This is a genomic window from Streptomyces sp. Alt3 (assembly GCF_030719215.1).
Lineage (GTDB): Bacteria > Actinomycetota > Actinomycetes > Streptomycetales > Streptomycetaceae > Streptomyces > Streptomyces glycanivorans.
Genome location: NZ_CP120983.1, coordinates 964,741 through 985,830 on the forward strand (window position 1 = coordinate 964,741; position 21,090 = coordinate 985,830).

The following is a 21,090-nucleotide window of genomic DNA, read 5'->3' on the forward strand; positions in this document are numbered from 1 at the left end:
CAGGGGCACCGTACGAGGACGGGCGGATGCCGGGCCGCCGCTCGTCCCGCACGACACCCCACACGCGAGGACCACATGACGCCCCCGGAGCCTTCCCCCTTCCAGCTGCTGTCCGGCGCCCCCGGATCACCGGTACTGCTGCACGTGCCGCACTCCTCCCGGGTCGTGCCGCCTGGGGTGCGCGACGGCATCGTGCTCGACGACGGTGCGCTGGAGGCCGAACTCGACCACATCACGGACTCCCACACGGCCGAGCTGGCCGCGAGGACGGCCGGCCTCTGTTCCGTGGCCCCCTGGCGCTTCGTCAACGGCCTGTCACGACTGGTCGTGGACCCCGAGCGGTTCCCCGACGAGCGGGAGGAGATGCTGGCCGCCGGCATGGGTGCGGTCTACACCCGCACCACGCACGGGGATCGGCTCCGCCTGCCCGGTGCGCAGCCGGAGCCGTTGCTCGACCGCTACTTCCACCCCTACGCCCGTGCCATGACCGAGGCGGTCGACGACCGGCTCGCCGCCGCGGGACGCGCCGTCGTCGTCGACGTCCACTCCTATCCGTCGACCGCGCTCCCCTACGAACTGCACGGCACCGGCCCACGCCCCCCGGTCTGTCTGGGCACCGACGGCTTCCACACCCCGCCGGAGCTACTGGCCCTGGCCGAGGCCGCGTTCTCCGGATTCGGCGGCACCGGGCTGGACAGCCCCTTCTCCGGCACCTACGTGCCGTTGAAGCACTACGGGACGGACCGGCGGGTGGGCGCGCTGATGATCGAGATCAGGCGCGATCTGTACATGACCGAGCCCGGCGGCCCGGCCGGCCCGGGGCTCGACCCGCTCGCCTCCGCACTGGCCGGGCTGGTGGACGGGCTCACCGGCCTGTGACGGGACCGGCTACCTCGGGCGGGCGTAGGGCCGGGTCATGATCTCCATGTTGTGGCCGTCCGGGTCCTCGAAGTAGGCGCCCTGGCCCCCGAAGAGGTGGTTGGTCCGGCCGGGTTCGGTGTGGTGGGGGTCGGCGTAGTAGGTGACCCCGAGCGCCCGAAGCCGGGCGATCATGGTGTCGAACTGCGCGTCGGGGACGAGGAAGGCGTAGTGCTGCGACTGCACCGGCTCGTCCCGCAGTTCGTAGTAGTCGAGCGTCACGCCGTTGCCCAGATCGACGGGCAGGAACGGTCCGAACGGGGTGCCGACCTCCAGGCCCAGGACCGCGGCGATGAACTCGGCCGACAGGCTGCGGTCGGTGGCGTAGACGGCGTGGTGGTCCAACTGGACCACGTCGACGCCCTGCTGGCCCGACTGCGGGTCCCGCTGCTGTGTATGGGGCATGCGCGATGAGTCTCCATGTCGTGTGATTCCGCGGGGAGGGGCGCCGCTCAAGGGCGCCGGACGGGACAACACGACGGGGTGGCGGGCCTCTGGCCCGCCGCGCGCTCACGCAGGGGCCGGGCACATCTCGCGTACGTGGCCCATGGCCGACCCGGCAGTCACAGGGCCGATCCTAACGGCTTCGCCTTCCGGCCGCACCGGCTCCGCGCAGGTGCGTCAGGTGCGTCAGGTGCGCACGGCTCATGCGACGGGCTCGTGTCCGGCACGGGTAACCACGCGTGGTGGCCGGTGGGTTCGGCTTCGGCCCTGGCCGCGACCGCCGCGACCGCGCTCAAGAACTGAGCGCCGCCGCCCCGGGCACGGGGACGGCGGCGCTCACGGGGCACCGTTCGCACGGGGCTGCCGTCCGGTGGGCGTCAGAAGAAGACCCCGCACCTCAGCAGCACGTTCGCGTACGGCCGGGCCTCCCCCGTCCGCACCACCAGGCGGGCGGACGCGGTGAGTTCCTTCAGCCGTTCGTGCGACACGAGCTCCAGGTCCGGGAGCCGTGCGGTGAGCAGGCGGGCGGCCTCCGGGTTCGCCTCACCGGTCTCCTCGGCCGCCGTCGCGCCGTCCACGACGAGCTCGTCCAGCAGCCCGTCCAGGACCTCGGCGAACGACGGGACGCCCGCCCGGAAGGCCAGGTCGACCACGCGCGGGCCCGGGGGTATGGGCATGCCCACGTCGCAGATCAGGACGCCGTCCCCGTGGCCGAGTTCGGCCAGTGCGCCCGCCAGGTGGCGGTTCAGGATGCCTGACTTCTTCACAGTGCCGAGACCTCTTCCGCGGTCGGGAAGGACGCCTGCGCGCCCTCCTTGGTGACAGCCGCCGCGCCGACCCGTACGGCGAACGCGGCGGCCTCGGTGAGTTCCTCGCCCAGGCCCAGCCGCCAGGCCAGCGCGGCGGTGAACGCGTCGCCCGCTCCCGTGGTGTCCACGGCGGCGACCCGGGGGCTCGGTACCCGCACGGAGCCGTCGGCGCGGGTGTCGGACACCAGCGCGCCCTCCGCGCCCAGGGTGATCACCACCGAACGCGGTCCGAGGGCGGTGAGGCCCCGCGCCCAGGCCTCCGGGGTGTCCCCCGCGGCGTCCCCCAGGATGTAGCGCGCCTCGTGCTCGTTGACCACGAGCGGGTCGCACGCTGCCAGCACCTCGCCGGGGAGCGGGGCGGGCGGGGAGGGGTTGAGGACCAGACGCGCGCCCGGACCCAGCGCGCGGGCCGTCTCCGCGACGGTGTCCAGCGGGATCTCCAGCTGTACGGAGACGACGCGCGCCGAGGCGAACAGGGCGCCCGCGGCCCTGACGTCGTCGGGAGTCAGCCGGGCGTTGGCGCCCGGCGACACGACGATGCTGTTGTCCCCCGAGGGGTCGACGGTGATGAGGGCGACACCGGTGGGCGCACCGCCGACGAGGACTCCGCCCGTGTCGACGCCGGCCTCCTGCTGCGAGGCGCGCAGCAGCCGGCCGTGGGCGTCGTCACCGACCCGGGCCAGCAGAGCCGTCCGGGCTCCGAGGCGGGCGGCGGCGACCGCCTGGTTGGCGCCCTTGCCGCCGGGGTGGACGACGAGGTCGGTGCCGAGCACCGTCTCGCCCGGTCCGGGGCGCCGTTCGACACCCACGACCAGGTCGGCGTTGGCCGAGCCGACGACCAGGAGGTCGTACCGGGCGGGCCCGGCGGGGGCGGAGGGCGCGGAGTCTTCGTTTCCGTACATCTGGACGGTGCCTTCCGTGATCAGGAGAAGTCGGCGACGTTCTGCCGGGTGACGACCTTGACCGGTACCTTCACCATGCTGTCGACCTTCTTGCCGTCGGCCGCCCGGACCGCGTTCTGCACGGCGATCTTCCCCAGTTCCTTGGGCTGCTGGGCCACGGACGCGTACAGGGTGCCGGCCTCGACCGCGGTCAGACCGTCGGGGGTTCCGTCGAAGCCGACGACCGAGACGGACTTCCCGGCCTTGCTGCCCAGCGCCTTGGCGGCTCCGAGTGCCATCTCGTCGTTCTCGGCGAAGACGCCCGTGATGCCGGGGTGGGACTGGAGCAGGTTGGTCATGACGTCCAGCCCCTTGGTGCGGTCGAAGTCGGCCGGCTGGGTCGCCACGATCTTGATGCCCGGGTACGCCTTGATGCCTTCGGCGAAGCCCGCACCGCGTTCACGGCTGGCGGAGGTGCCGGCGGTTCCCTGAAGGACGATGATGCTGCCCTTGCCGCCGAGCCGGTCGGCGAGCGACTTCGCGGCGAGCTTGCCTCCTGCCACGTTGTCGGAGGCGACGAGGGTCGCGGTCTCGGCCTTGTTGACACCGCGGTCGGCGGCGACGACCGGGATGTCGGCCTTGTTCGCACCGCGGACACCGGGGCCGACCGCGTCGGAGTCCACCGGGTTGACGATGACCGAGTCCACTCCGGAACTGGTGAAGTTCTCCAGCTGGTTGGCCTGCTGCGAGGCGTCGTTCTGGGCGTCGGTGACGGTCAGGTCGACTCCGGCCGCCTCGGCCTCGGCCTGCGCGCCCTCCTTCATCTGCACGAAGAAGGGGTTGTTCAGGGTGGAGAGCGACATGCCCACCTTGGTGGTGGTGCCGGAGGAGCCGGACTTGAAGAAGGTCACGGCGGCGATGACGGCGGCCAGGCAGACCACGGCGATTCCGACCTGCATCGCCCCCTTTCGGCCCTTGCCGGGTCCGCCGGGCGCGGCGGACGAGCCGCCCGCGGTCGCGGCGCCGGATCCGGCCTTGCGGCGCAGTGTGTCGAGCAGCACCGCGAGGGCGATGACGACGCCGATGACGACCTGCTGCCAGAAGGCGGACACGGACAGGAGGTTGAGGCCGTTGCGCAGGACCGCGAGGATCAGCGCGCCGATCAGGGTGCCGGACGCCTTGCCGACGCCGCCCGCCAGGCTGGCGCCGCCGATGACGACCGCGGCGATCGCGTCGAGTTCGTATCCCTGTGCGGCCTGCGGCTGCGCGGAGACGAGGCGGGAGGCGAGGACGATACCCGCGACGGCTGCGAAGAGGCCGGACAGGGCGTAGATCGCCAGCTTCTGCTTCTTGACGCGCAGTCCGGAGAGCCGGGCGGCCTCCTCGTTGCCGCCGATGGCGTACATGGAGCGGCCGATGTAGGTGCGGGCCAGGATGAGTGCCGCTATCAGGCCCATGGCGATCATCACGAGGACCGGGACGGGCAGCCAGCCGCCGAGGGTGTCACCGAGCACGGAGACGGAGTCGGGGAAGGGGATCGGCCGGCCCTGGGAGATGACCAGGGACAGTCCCCGGGCCACCGAGAGCATGGCCAGCGTCGCGATGAACGAGGGCAGTTTGCCGTACGCGACGAGGGCGCCGCTGACGAAACCGCAGGCGATGCCGGTGGCGACGGCGAGGATGACCGCCAGCCAGACGGGCACTCCGGCGGACGTCGCCGACCAGGCGAGGACGGTCGCGGAGAGCGCGGCGACCGAGCCGACGGACAGGTCGATGCCCGCCGAGACGATGACGAAGGTGACGCCGAACGCGAGGATCGCGGTGACCGCGGCCTGGACGCCGACGTTCAGCAGGTTCTGGGTGGTGAGGAAGTCGCCGGAGAGCAGCGACATCGCCACCAGGAGGACGACCAGTGCGCTCAGGGCGCCGTTGTCGAGCAGGAGGCGGCGGAGGGTGTGTCCGGCGCCGCCCGCGTGCGCCTTGCTCGGATGCGTGTCAGTGGCCACGGGGGCCCTCCTCTGCCTTCTCTGTGGGTGTGGTGACGGGTGCGGCGCTGACGGCGAGTGCCATCACCGCGTCCTGGGTGGCTTCGTGTGCGGGGAGTTCTCCGGCGATGCGGCCCTGGGCCATGACCAGCACCCGGTCGCTCATGCCGAGGACCTCGGGCAGATCGCTGGAGATCATCAGGACTGCGTGTCCGGAGGCCGTGAGCTCGTTGATGAGCTGGTAGATCTCGACCTTGGCCCCGACGTCGATGCCGCGCGTCGGTTCGTCGAGGATCAGCACCCGGGTGTCGGCCAGGAGCCACTTCCCGATGACGACCTTCTGCTGGTTGCCGCCGGACAGCGTGCGGACGTGCTGGCCGAGGCCGGCCATCCGGACACCGAGCTGTTCGGCGATGCGGGCGGCGGCGGTGCGCTGCCCCTTCACGTCGACGAGTCCGGAGCGGGTCGCCGAGCGGAGGGTGACGAGGCCCAGGTTCTCCTGCACGGAGGCGTCGAGCACGAGGCCCTGTCCCTTGCGGTCCTCCGGGACCAGTCCGATCCCGGCGCCCATGGCGGCGGTCACGTCGTGCCTGCCCAGGCGTTCGCCGTTCACGTCGACGGTGCCGGTGTCGTAGGGGTCGGCGCCGAACACGGCCCTGGCGACCTCGGTGCGGCCCGCTCCGACGAGTCCGGCGAGGCCGACGACCTCACCGGCCTTCACGTCGAAGCTGATGTCGTGGAACACCCCGTCGCGGGTGAGTCCGCGGACGGAGAGCAACGGCGCTCCCGTTTCCGGGCGTTCGCGCGGGTACTGCTGCTCGATGCTCCGTCCCACCATGAGCTGGACGAGCTCCGCCTCGGGTGTCGAGGCGGGCACCTGGTCGATGCTGCGGCCGTCACGCAGGACGGTGACGCGGTCGCCGAGGGCGGCGATCTCGTCGAGGTGGTGGGTGATGAAGACGACGCCGACGCCGTCCGCGCGGAGCTGCCTCACGATGCCGAAGAGTTTGTCGACCTCCTCGGAGGTGAGGACGGCGGTCGGCTCGTCCATGATCAGGACGCGGGCGTCCAGGCTGAGCGCCTTCGCGATCTCCACCATCTGCAGTCGGGCGATGCCCAGTTCACGGACCTTTGCCCTGGGCGAGACATGCAGTCCGACCCGGCGCAGCAGCACCTCCGCGTCGGCCTCCATGCGCCGCCGGTCGATCATGCCGAAGCGGCGCGGCTGGCGGCCGAGGAAGATGTTCTCGGCGACCGTCAGATCGGGGACCAGGTTGAACTCCTGGTAGATCGTGGCGATCCCGAGCCGTTCGGCGTCCTGCGCACCGTGGATGCGCACCTCTTGGCCGCCGGCGAAGATCCGGCCGCCGTCGGGGCGGTAGGCGCCGGAGAGCATCTTGATGAGGGTGCTCTTGCCGGCGCCGTTCTCACCGAGCAGGACGTGCACTTCGCCGCTGCGCAGGTCGAAGTCGACACTGTCCAGGGCGACGACACCGGGGAAGGTCTTGCGTACGCCTTCGATGCGCAGCAACTCGACCGATTCGCTCACTCGTTGCTCCCGGGGATGGAGGTGCGCTCGCCGCAGGAGCTGCGTACGACGAGGGTGGCGGGCAGGGTGACGGACTGAGGGGGGCGGCCTTCGACGATGTCGACGAGGGCCCGCACCGCGGCACGGCCGAGGTCGCCCGTGGGCTGCGCGATCGCGGTGATCGGCGGTCCGGTGTGGACGAACCACGGGATGTCGTCGAAGGCCGCGATGCCGATGTCCTCGGGGACGCGCAGTCCGTTTGCGCGGATGGCGTCGAGGGCGCCGAGTGCCATGAGGTTGTCGGCGGCGAACACGATCTCGGGTGGCTCGGGGAGCGAGAGGAAGTGCTCGGTGGCACGCCGCCCGCTGTCCGCCTGGAAGTCGCCCTGGCCGATGTAGGCGTCGGGGAGCGCAAGTCCGTGGGCCCGCATGGCCTCCCTGAACGCCTCGACGCGTTCGTTGCCCGTGGTGGTGGCCGCCGGGCCCGCGATGATGGCGAGCCTGCGGTGGCCGAGGGCGTGGAGATGGGCGACAAGGTCCTGGATGGCTCGGTGGCCGTCCGCACGCACCACGGGGATGTCGACCCCGGGGATCCAGCGGTCGACGAAGACCATCGGGGTTCCGGCGCGCGCGACGTCCAGCAGCAGCGGCGACTCGCCGTCGGCGGGCGAGACCAGGAGTCCGTCGATCCTGCGGTCCAGGAGCGTGCGGACGTGGTGGTCCTGCTGTTCGGGCCGCTCGTCGGCGTTGCCGATGATCACGCTGTAGCCGAGCGCACGGGCCTCCTCCTCGACGGAGCGGGCGAGCGCGGTGAAGTACGGATTGAGTACGTCACTGATGACGAGGCCGAGCGTGCGGGTCTGGTCGGTGCGCAGCGAGCGGGCCACGGCGTTGGGCCGGTAGCCGAGGGCGTCGACGGCTGCGAGGACGCGTGCGCGTGCGTCCGGGCTGACGGAGGGATGGCTGTTGAGGACACGGGAGACCGTGGCGACAGAGACTCCTGCCTGGGCCGCGACATCCTTGATGCTCGCCATTTCCGGACCACCTCCTTGTGGTTTCCGTGAGCCTCGAAACCAGCGGAACGAGCCGTGGAATCGATTACACGGATGATTGGAATCGATTACATGGCGGAAATCAACCCCCTGAGTGACGCCCGAGGCCGGATTGTGATGCACCACTCCCCCGACGTCCGTCACCTCGGGTGGCCGTAATCCGCGTCCCGAGACATCGCCGAGACGGTCCGGAGAGGTGCCGCCGGTTCGATCGCCCCGGGCCCGCACGGCCCGGCACGGCATCGACACGACGCACTGGAGGTGCGATGGAACGCGGGGGATCTCCACACACGGCGAGCGGCCGCAGAACCGGCGGCGGCAGGACGGGCGCCGGGACCTGGCGGCGGCGATGGTCGCGCTGCGCCGTCCTGGCCGTGGCCGCCGTGGGCGCCGCACTGTTGACGGCGCCCACGGCGCACGCGGCACCCGCCGCCGCACAAGCGGCACCCTGCCCTCAACTCCCCTGCGAGGGAGCGGATCCGGGCCAGGTGACCGCGTGGCAGTCAGGCGGAGCGCCGAAGGTCCTGAAGGAGACGACGCTCGCCTCCGGGACCCGGGTCGTCCAGTACACCGGCAAGCCGGCCTGGGACGCCTCCGCCGGCCGGACCTACACCTGGGCAGAGGTCCACTTCGGAACCGGGGTGACCGAGGGCCGGCTGTGGCTGCGCGCCGAGGAGAACTGGGGCGACGGCATCAACATCACCACGACCGTGCAGCATCCGCGTTCGTACCGCGGCACCACCGGCACCACGGGCATGTTCCAGTACTCGACCTCGGCACCCCAGGGCACCTACGCCAACAGCGCCTGCGTCACCGACGGCACCGAACGCGGCTGTCTCGACGCCTCCGCCGCCGAGGTGGTCCCACTCGGGCCGTGCGAGGGCTGGTGCGCCGAGGTAGCCGACCCGGGGGCGGTTCCGCAGTCCGACTGGTCGTACGTCGAGCGGTCCACCTACGACCGGGCGGAGTTGCCGTCGGGTGCGTCCGTGCAGCAGGTGGCCGGACGCCTGAAGCAGGGCAGCTATCTCGGCTGGGCCGAGGGCGAACTGCCCGCGGGCGGCCGCTTCTGGCTGGAGGCGTGGCAGGGCGAGGGGCGTTGGGGCCAGGTGTACTCCGCGTTCCCGCGCGAGGGCGCCTCGCGTACGGCGACGGGCTCCACCCGGGCGTTCTCCTGGCTGCCGGAACTACGGGCCTGCGTCAGTGACGCGACGGGCACCGAGTGCACCGCGGACGAGGACTTCACGGCCACGGCCCCGGCCGAGGCTCCGTGCGACACGCTGCCGTGCACGGGAATCGACCCGGCGAGCGTCACCGAGTGGATGCCGAACTACGAGGGCGACGTGGTCGAGGACGCCAACATCTACCTGGGGGGCCGGTTCAAGATCTACGAGGGCCGCCCGGCCTGGGACCCGTACCACCTGTACTACTGGGGCGTGGCGGAACTCCCGCCGGGCCGCGACGACGTCTCGGCCACGCTCATGAAGCACACGTCGAGCGGTGCCGACTCCCGGACCGCCCGGCCCGAGCCGCTGACCGGCGGCAGGCTGACCGCCTCCGGCACGACGAAGATGGTCGCGCTGGACCCGCTGTCCGGGGACGAGATCGCCGGGCTGGTGGTGGACGGGAAGAAGTGGGCGTTCGCCACCCATCAGGGCAACAACATCTACCAGACGTCCGTCCAGGGCCCGATCGGCCCGTGCGCCCCGGGTGAGGCGTGCGAGGGCGTCGCCCCGGCGGCGGTCACCACCTGGGCGTCGAAGCAGACGGAGTGGGCGAAGGCGACCCTGCCGAACGGTGCCGGGGTCACCTTGTCCGGTGGCCGCCCCGACTGGTCGGTGACCGACCACTACGCCTGGGCGCACTCGGCCTCGGAGGGCGTCACCGTGTGGCTGGAGGACAAGCAGCCCGGCGGGGCGTACGCGAAGGTCGCCGACGCAGACGAGCTCAAGGCGACGGACGGCCGCCGGGTGCGGGCCTGCCTGAGTGACGGCACGACGACGGCGTGCACGATACCCACGTCATGACCGACGCGGTGTGAGTCCCGGGGTGGGCCGGACGACGGCGTCCGGCCCACCCGCGCGTGCGGCCCCGACTCCCGAAAACGCGAAGAACCCCAGCTGGGCCGGGGTTCTTCGTGATGCGTGGTGTCCGAGGGGGGACTTGAACCCCCACGCCCGATAAAGGGCACTAGCACCTCAAGCTAGCGCGTCTGCCATTCCGCCACCCGGACAAGGTGTCTGTCGTCCCGGGGTGTTCCCCGCGGCGACAAAGAAAACAATACCAGGGGTTCGGGGTGCCTCTCACCTGCGTTTTCGGTGGTCAGTGCGGTGCGGACGACGTCGGACGCCCCCGGCGGCGGGTTACGCACGCACCGTGGCGTGCCGTGTACGCACAGTCGCTCCGGGCTACCTTCGCGGGCATGAGTGGCAAGAGCATCCCGAGCAGCGGGAGCGAGCACGTCCACCGGCCGCCCCCCGCACTGACCTCGCTGCGCGAGCGGCTGCGTGACACCTTCTGGTTCGCGCCGGCGGCGGGGCTGGTGTGCGCCTTCGCGCTGTGGTGGGTCCTCTCCGAGCTGGACACCAGGATCGTCGCGCATCTGAAGGAGGAAGGGGCGTACCAGGAGATCGGGGATCTCCTGGCCTTCGCGGTGGACGCGAGGACCATCGTCACGACGGTCAGCGCGGCGATGATGACCTTCATCGGTGTCGTCTTCAGCATCTCGCTGGTGGCCGTGCAGATGGCGAGCGGACAGCTGACCCCTCGCGTCGTCCGCATCTTCGTACGCAGCAGGATCAGCAAGCTCACGCTGACGGTGTTCCTGGCGACCTTCGCGTTCTCGCTGCTCGTCCTCACGTCCTACGAGGGCGGGGCGGAGCCCGACCCCCGGCGGGTGACCTCGGTGCCGCTGCTGCAGAGCCTGCTGACCCTGGGCCTGGTCGGACTGAGTCTGCTGCTGTTCGTCGCCTACGTCTCGTCCACCCTGCGGCTCATGCAGGTCGGGCCCGTCCTCGACCACATCACCCGTGAAACGCTCCGGGCGCTGTCACGGCAGCCGGCAGGAGCCGCCGCACCACCACCGCAGGAGCCCCGCACGGCGCAGCTCGTGCACCACGGGCGGGCGGGGGTGGTGCGGGACGTGGCGGTGGCACGGCTGGTGCGGAACGCGCGACGGCACGGGGTCGTACTGCGACTGGTGCCCCGGGCCGGGGACTTCGTGGTGCCGGGCACACCGCTGCTCACCGTCCACGGCGGGGCCTCCCCTCCCCGGCGCGCCCTGAGGGGCACGGTGTCGGTCGGGGTCGAACGCACCCTGCACCAGGATCCGGCCTTCGGCCTGCGGCAGTTGGTGGACATCGCGCTGCGCGCCCTGTCGCCGTCGGTGCACGATCCGACCACCGCGGTGCAGTGCCTGGACCGGATCGTGCAGTTCCTCTCCGTCGCGGTCACGATGCCGCTCGCCACGCTGCACCACCGCGACCGCCGGGGCGACGTACGGCTCGTCCAGGAGGTGCCGGGGTGGGCCGACCTCGTGGATCTGGCGTTCGAGGAGATCCGGTGGTCCGCGGCCGACAGCCCTCAGGTCACACGGCGGCTGATGGCCGGGCTCGACGATCTGCTGCTGCTCGCCTCCGGGGAGCGGCGGAAGCCGCTGCTCAGACACCGTGCGCTCCTGGTGGAAGCGGTGGAGCGCACGGTGCCCGGGGCGGCCGGGCGGGCGTTCGCGCTGCGCGCGGACCGTCAGGGGATCGGCTGAGGTTCTCCCCTGACGGCCTGCTCGGGCGATCTCCGGTCTACAGGTATCCGCTGTAGATGAACCTGGCGTCGACCGGGGTACCAGGGGCGTTGTCGTCGAGATGGCCGGTGATCTCGTACCAGGTGTTCCCCGCGGAATTGACGCACCGGTAATGGAGACGGACCGTCCGTCCGGCAGCGATGTGGCCGGTGACGGCGGAGCTTCCCGAAGCACCCGTGTGGACCGGGGTACGGGAGTTCGTCACACCGGACCTCCCGTACGCCTTGCAGGTGAGCGTGGCCTGCGCACTCACCCCACCGGACGCGACAAGGGTGCCGGCGGAAGCAGCGCCGGCCGACGGGGCGGCGCCGAGTACGGCCGAGGCGGCCAGGACAGGCAGGGCGATCGCCGTCCAGGCCTTTGTCTTCTTCACGAAGGGCTTCCTTACTCTTGCGCATTCGTCTTCTACATCCGGCACGGAACTGCGAGCCGGTGACGTATCGCGAAGATCGTACGAGCGTCCACCGGCGAGCCGACGGCGCGTCACAGATCCTTCAACTTTCCCTCGCACCTACGGCATGAGGTGGTAGTCCGGGAAGTTGCCCGGCAGCCTCTCCTCCCCCGGGCCGTCGGTCACGGCCCGTACGAGCAGCTCGCCGCCCACGAACGCGCCCCGCCACGACGCGCCGAAGCCGCCGAAGAGCTCCTCGCGGTCCCCCCTGGAGCGCGGCTTGCCGTGACCGGTCTTGAAGGCGCGGATCTGCGGCGCCAGCCGCTCGTAGGTCTCCGGGTCGTCGGTGGAGAGGGTCGCGACCAGGGCGCCGTTCGACGCGTTCATGGCGGCGAGGAGTTCGGCCTCGGTGTCGACCAGGACGATCGTGTCGACCGGGCCGAAGGGCTCCGCGTGGTGGAGCGGTGAGGAGGGCGGCGGGTTCAGGAGGGTGACCGGCTGGAGGTAGGCGCTGGTGTCCTGGCCGGAGAGGAAACGGGCGTCCGCTGCGGATCCCTGGTGGAGGGGGACGGCCCCGCGGTCGATCGCCTCGGTGACCTGGTCGTGCAGTTCCTTGGCCTTGGTGGCGTTGATCAGGGGGCCGAAGTCCAGGTCGGGCAGCGGGTCCGAGGGGGCCTCCACCGCGAGGGGGTGCCCGGTGCGGAGCGAGCGTACGGCCGGGAGGTAGGCCGCCAGGAAGTCCGCGAACAGGGTTCGCTGGACGACGAAGCGGGGGTAGGCGGTGCAGCGCTGCTTGCCGTAGTCGAAGAGCTTGGGTACGACCGCGGTGAGGGCCGGCCAGTCCGAGTAGTTCCAGATCCCCCAGGTGTTGAGGCCCTCCTGTTCGAGGATGTGCCGCTTGCCGAGGTCGGCGACGGCGGTGGCGATCCTGGCGCCGGTGTCCCGTCCCCCGACGAAGGAGACGCAGCCGATCTCGGCCGACCGGACGAGGGGCTCGGACAGTTCGCTCCCGCTGCCGCTGAGCAGGGTGAGCGGGAGACCCTCGCGGGCGGCGAGGGCGCAGGCCAGGGTGAGGCAGGAGACGCCGCCGTCGGTGGGTGTCTTGGCGATCACGGCGTTGCCGGCCAGGGCTTGTACGAGCATCGCGTGGACCAGCACGGACATGGGGTAGTTCCAGCTGGCGATGTTGGAGACGGGGCCCGCGAGCGGGGTCCGGCCGGCCAGCAGCCGGTCGCTGTGGTCGACGTACCAGCGGACTCCGTCGATGGCGCGGTCCACGTCGGCCTGGGCTAGGCGCCAGGGCTTGCCGATCTCCCAGACCAGGAGCAGGGCGAGGAGTTCGCGGTGCTCGGTGAGGGCGTCGAGAGTGGCGGACACGCGGGCGCGGCGCTCGGGGAGCGGGACGTGGCGCCAGGCCCGGTGGGAATCGAGGGCCGCTCGTACGGCGGTCCGGGCGGCCGGGGCGTCGAGCCGGGGAGGTCCGGCGACGGGGGTGCCGTCGACCGGGCTGACGGCGGGCAGGGTGCGGCCGTCGGGGTGCCAGGCGACGTCCCAGAGGTTGCGGACGCGGTCGTCCTGGAAGGCCTCGGGGGCGGCGGCGAGACAGCGGCGCCATGCGTCCTGCCAGGCCGTTCCCGGCTTGAGGATGAGGGTCGCGGCCGGAGATGGGGATGAGGGTGTCATGGTGTCTCCGCTCTGAGGTGCGGGGGACCCGGGTGGGTTCACGGGGTGGGGTGACGCGGGTTCGCCGAGTCGGGTGACGCGGGTGCTTGTGCGTGACGTGTGACGCGCGGAGTGCGGATGCGGGGTGCGGCGGGGCGGGGCAGGGCGGGTGCGGCAGTGCGGGGTGCGGCGGGGCGGCGGGGCGGCTCGGGTCGGTCGCCCGCGGCGGACTGTCCCCTGCCCGCCTCTTCCCGAAACAGGGACCCCTGTCCTCCCGCGCCGGACGGGTGAGGCGGTGGCGCCCGGGGGCCGGTGCGTGCGCCTCAGCCGCGCAGGCGGTCCTCCGCCAGGCGGGCCGTCTCCGTCGGGGTGGCGCCCACGGCGACCCCCGCCGCCTCCAGCGCCTTCTTCTTCGCCGAGGCGGTGCCCGAGGACCCCGAGACGATCGCTCCCGCGTGGCCCATCGTCCGGCCCTCGGGGGCCGTGAAGCCCGCGATGTAGCCGACCACCGGCTTGGTGATGTGCTGGGCGATGTGGGCCGCGGCGCGTTCCTCCGCGTCGCCGCCGATCTCGCCGATGAGGACGATCAGTTCGGTGTCCGGGTCGTTCTCGAACGCCGTCAGGCAGTCGATGTGCGAGGTTCCGGTCACCGGGTCGCCGCCGATGCCCACGGCTGTCGAGAAACCCGTCCCGCGGAGCTCGTGCATCAGCTGGTAGGTGAGGGTTCCGGACTTGGAGACGAGGCCGATGCGGCCGGGCTCGGTCGCGATGTCGGCCGGGATGATGCCCGCGTTGGAGTGGCCGGGGCTGATGACTCCGGGGCAGTTGGGCCCGAGGACGCGTGTTCCGCGTGCCCGGGCGTGGGCGTTGAACGCCACGGCGTCGTGGACGGGGATGCCCTCCGTGATGACCACGGCCAGGCCGATCCCCGCGTCCGCCGCCTCGACGACGGCCGCCCTGGCGAACGGCGGCGGGACGAAGACGACGGTGACGTCGGCGCCGGTGGCGTCCATGCCGTCGCGGACGGAGCCGAAGACCGGGACCGTACGGTCGTCGAGTTCCACCGCGCGGCCCGCCTTGCGCGGGTTGACGCCGCCGACGATCTGCGTGCCCGCCGCGAGCATGCGCCGGGTGTGCTTCATGCCCTCGGCACCGGTCATGCCCTGGACGAGGACCTTGCTCTCCTTGTTGAGGAAGATCGCCATGGTCAGTGCCCTCCCTGGGCCAGTCGGGCTGCTCGGTCGGCCGCGCCGTCCATCGTGGTGACCTGCTGGACCATCGGGTGCGCCCGGCCGTCGAGGATCGCCCGGCCCCGCGCGGCGTTGTTGCCGTCCAGGCGGACGACCAGGGGTTTCGTCAGGTGGACGGAGTCCAGGGCCTGGACGATGCCGTCGGCGACCGCGTCACATGCCGTGATGCCGCCGAACACGTTGACGAACACGGACTTCACCGCCGGGTCGGAGAGGATGACGGTGAGACCGTCGGCCATGACGCGGGCCGAGGCGCCTCCCCCGATGTCGAGGAAGTTCGCCGGGCGGGCCCCGCAGCCGGCGACCACGTCGAGGGTGGACATGACGAGCCCGGCGCCGTTGCCGATGATGCCGACCTCGCCGTCGAGCCTGACGTAGTTCAGCCCCTTGTCGGCGGCGGCCGCTTCCAGCGGGTCACCGTGCGGGTCCACGCTGTCCGCGTCCCGACGGGGCTGCCGGAAGGCCGCGTTGTCGTCGAGGGTGACCTTGCCGTCCAGAGCGAGGATCCGGCCGTCCGTGGTGCGCACCAGGGGGTTGACCTCGACGAGCAGGGCGTCCTCCGCGGTGAGGACCTGCCACAGCGCCTGGAGCACGGGGGCGGTCTCCGGCGGCAGCGAGGCCGCGACGGCGATCCGCGCCGCCACCGCCTCGCTGACCCCCTCGGCCGGGTCTACGTGAATCCGGGCCACCGCCTCCGGGCGGGTGGCCGCGACCTCCTCGATGTCCATGCCGCCCTCCGCCGAGGCGATGGCGAGGAAGGTTCCGGCGGCGCGGTCCAGGACGTAGCCGGCGTAGAACTCCTCCCCGATGTCGACGGGCTGGGCGAGCATCACCGTCCGGACCGGGTGGCCCTTGATGTCCATGCCGAGGATCCGGCGTGCGGTGACGACGGCGGCCGCGGGGTCCTCGGCGACCTTCACCCCGCCTGCCTTGCCCCGGCCGCCCACCTTCACCTGCGCCTTCACGACGACTCGGCCACCGAGCCGCTCGGCCGCCGCATGAACCGCGGACGGGTCGTCCACCACCTCGGCGTCCGGTACGGCGATGCCGTGGTCCGCGAAGAGTTGCCTTGCCTGGTGCTCGTACAGATCCATAGCCACTCCCGATCGTGCCGATTGTGAAAGTGCCGCACGCCCCCTGGACACCACCCACCGGATGCGGGATAACAAGCTTCATACAGTATTCGTCGACTGTATGCAATGTACCGCGTGAGCGGCGGAGCGGCTCCCGCACTCCCCTACGAAGGGACAGGACATCGCCATGCCCGAGGACAGCCAGGACAACCAGAACCTCGTCTCCGGTGGGCACTTGGTCGCCAAGGCACTCAAGGCTGAGGGGGTGGAACGCATCTACACCCTCTGCGGCGGCCACATCATCGACATCTACGACGGCTGCGTCGACGAGGGCATCGAGGTCGTCGACGTACGGCACGAGCAGGTCGCCGCCCACGCGGCCGACGGCTACGCCCGGATCACCGGGAAGCCGGGATGCGCCGTCGTCACCGCGGGACCCGGGACGACCGACGCCGTCACCGGGGTCGCCAACGCCTTCCGCGCGGAGTCACCGATGCTCCTGATAGGCGGTCAGGGAGCGCACACCCAGCACAAGATGGGCTCGCTCCAGGACCTGCCGCACGTCGACATGATGACCCCCATCACGAAGTTCGCGGCCACCGTGCCGGACACCGCGCGGGCGGCGGACATGGTGTCGATGGCGTTCCGCGAGTGCTACCACGGGGCACCCGGTCCGTCGTTCCTGGAGATCCCGCGCGACGTGCTCGACGCGAAGGTCCCGGCGGACAGGGCGCGGGTCCCCGAGGGAGGACGGTACCGCGCGTCCACCCGGGCGGCCGGCGATCCGGCCGACATCGAGAAGCTCGCCGATCTGCTCGTGCACGCCGAGAAGCCCGCCATCCTGCTGGGCAGCCAGGTCTGGACGACGCGTGCGACGGACTCCGCCACCGAGCTCGTCCGCACCCTCAACATCCCCGCGTACATGAACGGCGCGGGCCGCGGCACCCTGCCGCCCGGCGATCCGCACCACTTCCAGCTCTCGCGGCGCTACGCGTTCTCCAACGCCGACCTGATCGTGATCGTGGGGACCCCCTTCGACTTCCGGATGGGCTACGGCAAACGGCTCTCCCCCGCTGCCACCGTCGTCCAGATCGACCTCGACTACCGCACCGTGGGCAAGAACCGCGACGTCGACCTCGGGATCGTCGGCGACGCCTCGGTCGTCCTGAAGGCCGTCACGGAGGCCGCGAGCGGACGGCTGAACGGCGGATCGGCCCTGCGCAAGGCGTGGCTCGACGAACTGCGCGCCGCCGAACAGACGGCCATCGAGAAGCGGCTGCCCCAGCTCAGGTCGGACGCCTCGCCCATCCACCCCTACCGGCTGGTGAGCGAGATCAACGACTTCCTCACCGAGGACTCCGTCTACATCGGGGACGGCGGCGACATCGTCACCTTCTCCGGCCAGGTCGTCCAGCCCCGCACCCCCGGTCACTGGATGGACCCGGGGCCGCTCGGCACGCTCGGCGTCGGGGTGCCCTTCGTCCTCGCCGCCAAGCAGGCCAGGCCCGACAAGGAGGTGGTCGCGCTGTTCGGTGACGGCGCCTTCTCGCTGACCGGGTGGGACTTCGAGACGCTGGTCCGCTACAACCTCCCCTTCGTCGGCATCGTCGGCAACAACTCCTCGATGAACCAGATCCGTTACGGCCAGAAGGCCAAGTACGGCGACGAGCGCGAGCGGATCGGCAACACCCTCGGCGACGTCCACTACGACAAGTTCGCCCAGATGCTGGGTGGATACGGCGAAGAGGTCCGTGACCCGGCGGACATCGCCCCCGCCCTGCGGCGGGCCCGCGAGTCGGGGCTGCCCTCGCTGATCAACGTCTGGGTCGACCCGGACGCGTACGCCCCCGGAACGATGAACCAGACGATGTACAAGTAGAGGAGCCGTCGGCATGACCAAAGCTCTTGAGGGCGTGCGCGTCCTCGACATGACGCACGTACAGTCCGGTCCCTCCGCCACCCAGCTGCTCGGCTGGCTCGGTGCGGACGTGGTCAAGCTGGAGGCACCGAGCGGGGACATCACCCGCAGGCAGTTGCGCGATCTGCCCGACGTCGACTCCCTCTATTTCACGATGCTCAACTGCAACAAGCGCAGCATCACCCTCAACACCAAGAGCGAGCGCGGCAAGGAGATCCTCACCGAACTCATCCGCCGCAGTGACGTGATGGTGGAGAACTTCGGTCCGGGCGCGGTCGACCGCATGGGGTTCACCTGGGAACGCATCCAGGAGATCAACCCGCGGATCGTCTACGCCTCCATCAAGGGCTTCGGGGAGGGCCCGTACACCGGCTTCAAGGCGTACGAGGTGGTCGCGCAGGCCATGGGCGGCTCCATGGCCACCACCGGATTCGCCGACGGGCCGCCGCTCGCCACCGGCGCCCAGATCGGTGACTCCGGCACCGGGATCCACGCGGTGGCCGGCATCCTCGCCGCCCTGTTCCAGCGGGAGAACACGGGACGGGGACAGCGGGTCAACGTGGCGATGCAGCACGCGGTGCTCAACCTCTGCCGGGTCAAACTGCGCGACCAGCAGCGGCTGGAGCACGGGCCGCTCGCCGAGTACCCGGACGCGCAGGACACGGCCGGCGCCGAGGAGGTGCCGCGCAGCGGCAACGCCAGTGGCGGCGGGCAGCCGGGGTGGGCGGTGAAGTGCGCGCCGGGCGGCCCCAACGACTACGTGTACGTCATCGTGCAGCCTGTCGGCTGGAAACCCCTGTCCGAGCTGATCGGCCGGCCCGAGCTGGCGGAGGACCCCGAGTGGGCGACGCCGGAGTCCCGGCTCCCGAAGCTGGGGAAGATGTTCCAGCTGATCGAGGAGTGGTCGGCGACGCTCCCCAAGTGGGACGTGTTGGAGCAGCTCAACGCGCACAACGTCCCGTGCGGTCCGATCCTCTCCACCAAGGAGATCGTCGAGGACGAGTCCCTGGCCGCCAACGAAATGGTGGTCCGCGTGGAGCACCCCGAGCGCGGGACCTTCACCACGGTCGGCAGCCCGCTGAAGCTGTCCGACTCCCCCGTCGACATCGTCACCTCCCCGCTCCTCGGTGAGCACAACGCCGAGGTCTACGTCGGCGAACTGGGCCTGGGCGACGAGGAACTGCGGCTGCTGAAGACGAACGGAGTCATCTGAGCATGACCGGAACAGTCGGGACACAGGAGCAGGAACACGTCAGGGCGCTGATCGACCGGGTCCGGGGCGAGGGGCGCAGCGCGCTCACCGCCCCGGAGGGGAAGATCCTCGCGGACGCGTACGGGATCACGGTGCCGGGCGAGGGCCTGGCCCGGGACGTGGACGAGGCGGTGGCCCTGGCCGACCGGCTCGGCGGCCCCGTCGTCCTCAAGATCGTCTCTCCGGACATCCTGCACAAGACGGATGCGGGCGGCGTCGTGGTCGGGGTGTCGGGCGCGCAGGAGGTCCGCTCCGCGTTCTGCACCGTCGTGAAGAACGCGCGGGCCTACGCCGCCGACGCGCGCATCGAGGGCGTGCAGGTGCAGCAGTTGGTGCCGCCCGGTCAGGAGGTCATCGTCGGGGCGGTCACCGACCCGACGTTCGGGAAGGTGGTGGCGTTCGGCCTGGGCGGGGTCCTCGTCGAGGTGCTGAAGGACATCACCTTCCGGCTGGCGCCCGTGACGGCGGACGAGGCGCGGTCGATGCTCGACTCGATCGGCGCGGCGGAGATCCTGAGGGGCGTCCGCGGCGCGCCGGCCGTCGACCGGTGGGCGCTGGCCGAACAGATCCGGCGGGTCTCCCGGCTGGTCACGGACTTCCCGGAGATCGCGGAGGTGGACCTCAACCCCGTCATCGCCTCGCCGGACGGAGCGGTCGCCGCCGACATCCGGATCCTGCTGGCGACCGAGGAGGTGGAGCCACGGCGGCGTTACAGCCGCGAGGAGATCCTCGTGTCGATGCGCAGGCTGATGGAGCCACGTTCGGTGGCCGTCGTCGGAGCCTCCAACGAGCCCGGCAAGATCGGCAATTCGGTGATGCGGAACCTGATCGACGGGGGTTTCGCGGGCGAGATCCACCCGGTGAACCCCAAAGCCGATGACATTCTCGGCCGCAAGGCGTACAAGAGTGTCACCGACGTTCCCGGTGAGGTGGATGTGGCGGTCTTCGCGATCCCCGCCAAGTTCGTCGCTTCGGCGCTCCGGGAGGTGGGCCGCAAGGGGATCCCGAACGCCGTGCTCATTCCGTCGGGCTTCGCGGAGACGGGCGAACACGCCCTGCAGGACGAGATCGTGGCGATCGCCGAGCAGCACGGCACACGCCTGCTGGGGCCGAACATCTACGGCTACTACTCGACATGGCAGGACCTCTGCGCCACGTTCTGCACCCCGTACGACGTCAAGGGCTCCGTGGCGCTGACCTCCCAGTCCGGCGGCATAGGCATGGCGATCCTGGGCTTCGCACGGTCGACGAGGACAGGGGTCTCGGCGATCGTCGGGCTCGGCAACAAGTCCGACATCGACGAGGACGACCTGCTGACCTGGTTCGGCGAGGACCCCAACACCGAGTGCATCGCGATGCACCTGGAGGACCTCAAGGACGGGCGGGCGTTCGTGGAGGCCGCGCGGGCGACGGTGCCGAAGAAGCCGGTGGTCGTCCTCAAGGCAGGCCGCACGAGTGCGGGTGCCAGGGCGGCGGGCTCCCACACCGGCGCGCTGGCCGGGGACGACGCCGTGTACGACGACATCCTGCGGCAGGCCGGTGTGATCCGGGCCCCGGGTCTGAACGACATGCTGGAGTACGCGCGTGCGCTGCCCGTGCTGCCGGCCCCGCAGGGCGACAACGTCGTGATCATCACGGGGGCGGGCGGGTCGGGTGTGCTCCTGTCCGACGCGGTCGTCGACAACGGGCTCTCGCTGATGGAGATACCGCCGGATCTCGACACGGCGTTCAAGGCGTTCATCCCGCCGTTCGGAGCGGCCGGCAATCCGATCGACATCACGGGCGGTGAGCCGCCGTCGACGTACGAGGCGACGATCCGGCTCGGGATGGAGGACCCGCGGATCCATGCCCTGGTCCTCGGCTACTGGCACACGATCGTCACCCCTCCGATGGTGTTCGCCGAGCTGACGGCCCGGGTGGTGGAGGAGTTCCGGGCGCGCGGCATCGAGAAGCCCGTGGTGGCGTCCCTGGCGGGGGACACCGAGGTCGAGGAGGCCTGCGCCTACCTGTTCGAGCGGGGAGTCGTCGCGTATCCGTACACCACGGAGCTGCCGGTCGCGGTGCTCGGCGCGAAGTACAGGTGGGCCAGGGCCGCCGGACTGCTGGGTGGTGGCCGATGACCTGATGACGA

Annotated in this window: 16 protein-coding genes and 1 tRNA gene; 6 read left to right on the plus strand and 11 right to left on the minus strand. The window is 71.2% G+C overall.

Annotated features, from left to right (window positions below):
• The first annotated feature begins 75 nt into the window (after positions 1–75).
• Positions 76–879, plus strand: a complete 804-nt coding sequence (locus P8A20_RS04345; RefSeq protein ID WP_147960305.1) for an N-formylglutamate amidohydrolase — start codon at positions 76–78, stop codon at positions 877–879.
• A gap of 9 nt (positions 880–888) precedes the next feature.
• On the opposite strand, the gene P8A20_RS04350 is transcribed toward P8A20_RS04345, so the two are convergent.
• From P8A20_RS04350 to P8A20_RS04375, 6 genes are all read right to left on the minus strand, one after another.
• The gene (locus P8A20_RS04350) at positions 889–1,323 is read right to left on the minus strand and encodes a VOC family protein (protein ID WP_147960304.1); all 435 of its coding nucleotides are present in this window, start codon (positions 1,321–1,323) and stop codon (positions 889–891) included.
• A 416-nt stretch (positions 1,324–1,739) separates the two neighbouring features.
• Positions 1,740–2,129, minus strand: coding sequence for a D-ribose pyranase (gene rbsD, locus P8A20_RS04355; RefSeq protein ID WP_147960303.1), 390 nt, complete (start codon positions 2,127–2,129; stop codon positions 1,740–1,742).
• Positions 2,126–3,073, minus strand: coding sequence for a ribokinase (locus P8A20_RS04360; RefSeq protein ID WP_306102893.1), 948 nt, complete (start codon positions 3,071–3,073; stop codon positions 2,126–2,128). The genes rbsD and P8A20_RS04360 overlap by 4 nt, the downstream gene beginning before the upstream one ends.
• 20 nt (positions 3,074–3,093) lie before the next feature.
• A complete protein-coding gene (locus P8A20_RS04365) occupies positions 3,094–5,058 on the minus strand; it encodes an ABC transporter permease/substrate-binding protein (RefSeq protein ID WP_147960302.1) in 1,965 nt (654 codons plus the stop codon).
• Positions 5,048–6,586 (minus strand): sugar ABC transporter ATP-binding protein, encoded by a 1,539-nt coding sequence (locus P8A20_RS04370; protein ID WP_147960301.1) that lies wholly within the window; start codon positions 6,584–6,586, stop codon positions 5,048–5,050. The genes P8A20_RS04365 and P8A20_RS04370 overlap by 11 nt, the downstream gene beginning before the upstream one ends.
• Positions 6,583–7,599, minus strand: a complete 1,017-nt coding sequence (locus P8A20_RS04375) for a LacI family DNA-binding transcriptional regulator (RefSeq protein WP_147960300.1) — start codon at positions 7,597–7,599, stop codon at positions 6,583–6,585. Before P8A20_RS04375 ends, P8A20_RS04370 begins: the two co-directional genes overlap by 4 nt.
• A gap of 284 nt (positions 7,600–7,883) precedes the next feature.
• On the opposite strand from P8A20_RS04375, the gene P8A20_RS04380 reads away from it, so the two are divergent.
• Complete coding sequence (locus P8A20_RS04380) at positions 7,884–9,641, plus strand: hypothetical protein (protein WP_306102894.1); 1,758 nt, start codon at positions 7,884–7,886, stop codon at positions 9,639–9,641.
• 118 nt (positions 9,642–9,759) lie between these two features.
• Here the strand turns inward: P8A20_RS04380 and P8A20_RS04385 are convergent.
• A tRNA-Leu gene (locus P8A20_RS04385) sits at positions 9,760–9,847 on the minus strand.
• A gap of 189 nt (positions 9,848–10,036) precedes the next feature.
• Between P8A20_RS04385 and P8A20_RS04390 the strand changes: the two genes are divergently transcribed.
• Positions 10,037–11,374 carry a DUF2254 domain-containing protein gene (locus P8A20_RS04390; protein WP_147960298.1) on the plus strand — a complete coding sequence of 446 codons (1,338 nt, stop codon included), beginning with the start codon at positions 10,037–10,039 and terminating at the stop codon, positions 11,372–11,374.
• Between the two features lie 37 nt (positions 11,375–11,411).
• On the opposite strand, the gene P8A20_RS04395 is transcribed toward P8A20_RS04390, so the two are convergent.
• From P8A20_RS04395 to sucC, 4 genes are all read right to left on the minus strand, one after another.
• Entirely contained in the window at positions 11,412–11,786 is a 375-nt protein-coding gene (locus tag P8A20_RS04395) for a hypothetical protein (protein WP_306102895.1), read from the minus strand.
• A 138-nt stretch (positions 11,787–11,924) separates the two neighbouring features.
• Entirely contained in the window at positions 11,925–13,487 is a 1,563-nt protein-coding gene (locus tag P8A20_RS04400) for an aldehyde dehydrogenase family protein (protein WP_306102896.1), read from the minus strand.
• A gap of 302 nt (positions 13,488–13,789) precedes the next feature.
• Complete coding sequence (sucD, locus tag P8A20_RS04405) at positions 13,790–14,671, minus strand: succinate--CoA ligase subunit alpha (protein WP_306102897.1); 882 nt, start codon at positions 14,669–14,671, stop codon at positions 13,790–13,792.
• Between the two features lie 2 nt (positions 14,672–14,673).
• Positions 14,674–15,810 (minus strand): ADP-forming succinate--CoA ligase subunit beta, encoded by a 1,137-nt coding sequence (gene sucC / locus P8A20_RS04410; protein WP_147960294.1) that lies wholly within the window; start codon positions 15,808–15,810, stop codon positions 14,674–14,676.
• Positions 15,811–15,976: 166 nt separating this feature from the next.
• Between sucC and P8A20_RS04415 the strand changes: the two genes are divergently transcribed.
• From P8A20_RS04415 to P8A20_RS04425, 3 genes are read left to right on the plus strand one after another with little or no spacing between them, the layout of a single operon-like run.
• Positions 15,977–17,668, plus strand: coding sequence for a thiamine pyrophosphate-binding protein (locus tag P8A20_RS04415; RefSeq protein ID WP_147960293.1), 1,692 nt, complete (start codon positions 15,977–15,979; stop codon positions 17,666–17,668).
• Between the two features lie 13 nt (positions 17,669–17,681).
• Entirely contained in the window at positions 17,682–18,920 is a 1,239-nt protein-coding gene (frc, locus tag P8A20_RS04420) for a formyl-CoA transferase (protein ID WP_306102898.1), read from the plus strand.
• Positions 18,921–18,922: 2 nt separating this feature from the next.
• Positions 18,923–21,079 carry an acetate--CoA ligase family protein gene (locus tag P8A20_RS04425; RefSeq protein ID WP_306102899.1) on the plus strand — a complete coding sequence of 719 codons (2,157 nt, stop codon included), beginning with the start codon at positions 18,923–18,925 and terminating at the stop codon, positions 21,077–21,079.
• The last annotated feature ends 11 nt before the right edge of the window (positions 21,080–21,090 follow it).

Excerpts from the sequence above, each read along its gene's own strand:
- P8A20_RS04345 (WP_147960305.1), top strand. The coding sequence starts at position 76 with ATGACGCCCCCGGAGCCTTCCCCCTTCCAGCTGCTGTCCGGCGCCCCC.
- P8A20_RS04350 (WP_147960304.1), bottom strand. The coding sequence starts at position 1,323 with ATGCCCCATACACAGCAGCGGGACCCGCAGTCGGGCCAGCAGGGCGTC.
- P8A20_RS04360 (WP_306102893.1), bottom strand. The coding sequence starts at position 3,073 with ATGTACGGAAACGAAGACTCCGCGCCCTCCGCCCCCGCCGGGCCCGCC.
- P8A20_RS04375 (WP_147960300.1), bottom strand. The coding sequence starts at position 7,599 with ATGGCGAGCATCAAGGATGTCGCGGCCCAGGCAGGAGTCTCTGTCGCC.
- P8A20_RS04380 (WP_306102894.1), top strand. The coding sequence starts at position 7,884 with ATGGAACGCGGGGGATCTCCACACACGGCGAGCGGCCGCAGAACCGGC.
- P8A20_RS04390 (WP_147960298.1), top strand. The coding sequence starts at position 10,037 with ATGAGTGGCAAGAGCATCCCGAGCAGCGGGAGCGAGCACGTCCACCGG.
- P8A20_RS04400 (WP_306102896.1), bottom strand. The coding sequence starts at position 13,487 with ATGACACCCTCATCCCCATCTCCGGCCGCGACCCTCATCCTCAAGCCG.
- sucD (WP_306102897.1), bottom strand. The coding sequence starts at position 14,671 with ATGGCGATCTTCCTCAACAAGGAGAGCAAGGTCCTCGTCCAGGGCATG.
- sucC (WP_147960294.1), bottom strand. The coding sequence starts at position 15,810 with ATGGATCTGTACGAGCACCAGGCAAGGCAACTCTTCGCGGACCACGGC.
- P8A20_RS04415 (WP_147960293.1), top strand. The coding sequence starts at position 15,977 with ATGCCCGAGGACAGCCAGGACAACCAGAACCTCGTCTCCGGTGGGCAC.
- frc (WP_306102898.1), top strand. The coding sequence starts at position 17,682 with ATGACCAAAGCTCTTGAGGGCGTGCGCGTCCTCGACATGACGCACGTA.
- P8A20_RS04425 (WP_306102899.1), top strand. The coding sequence starts at position 18,923 with ATGACCGGAACAGTCGGGACACAGGAGCAGGAACACGTCAGGGCGCTG.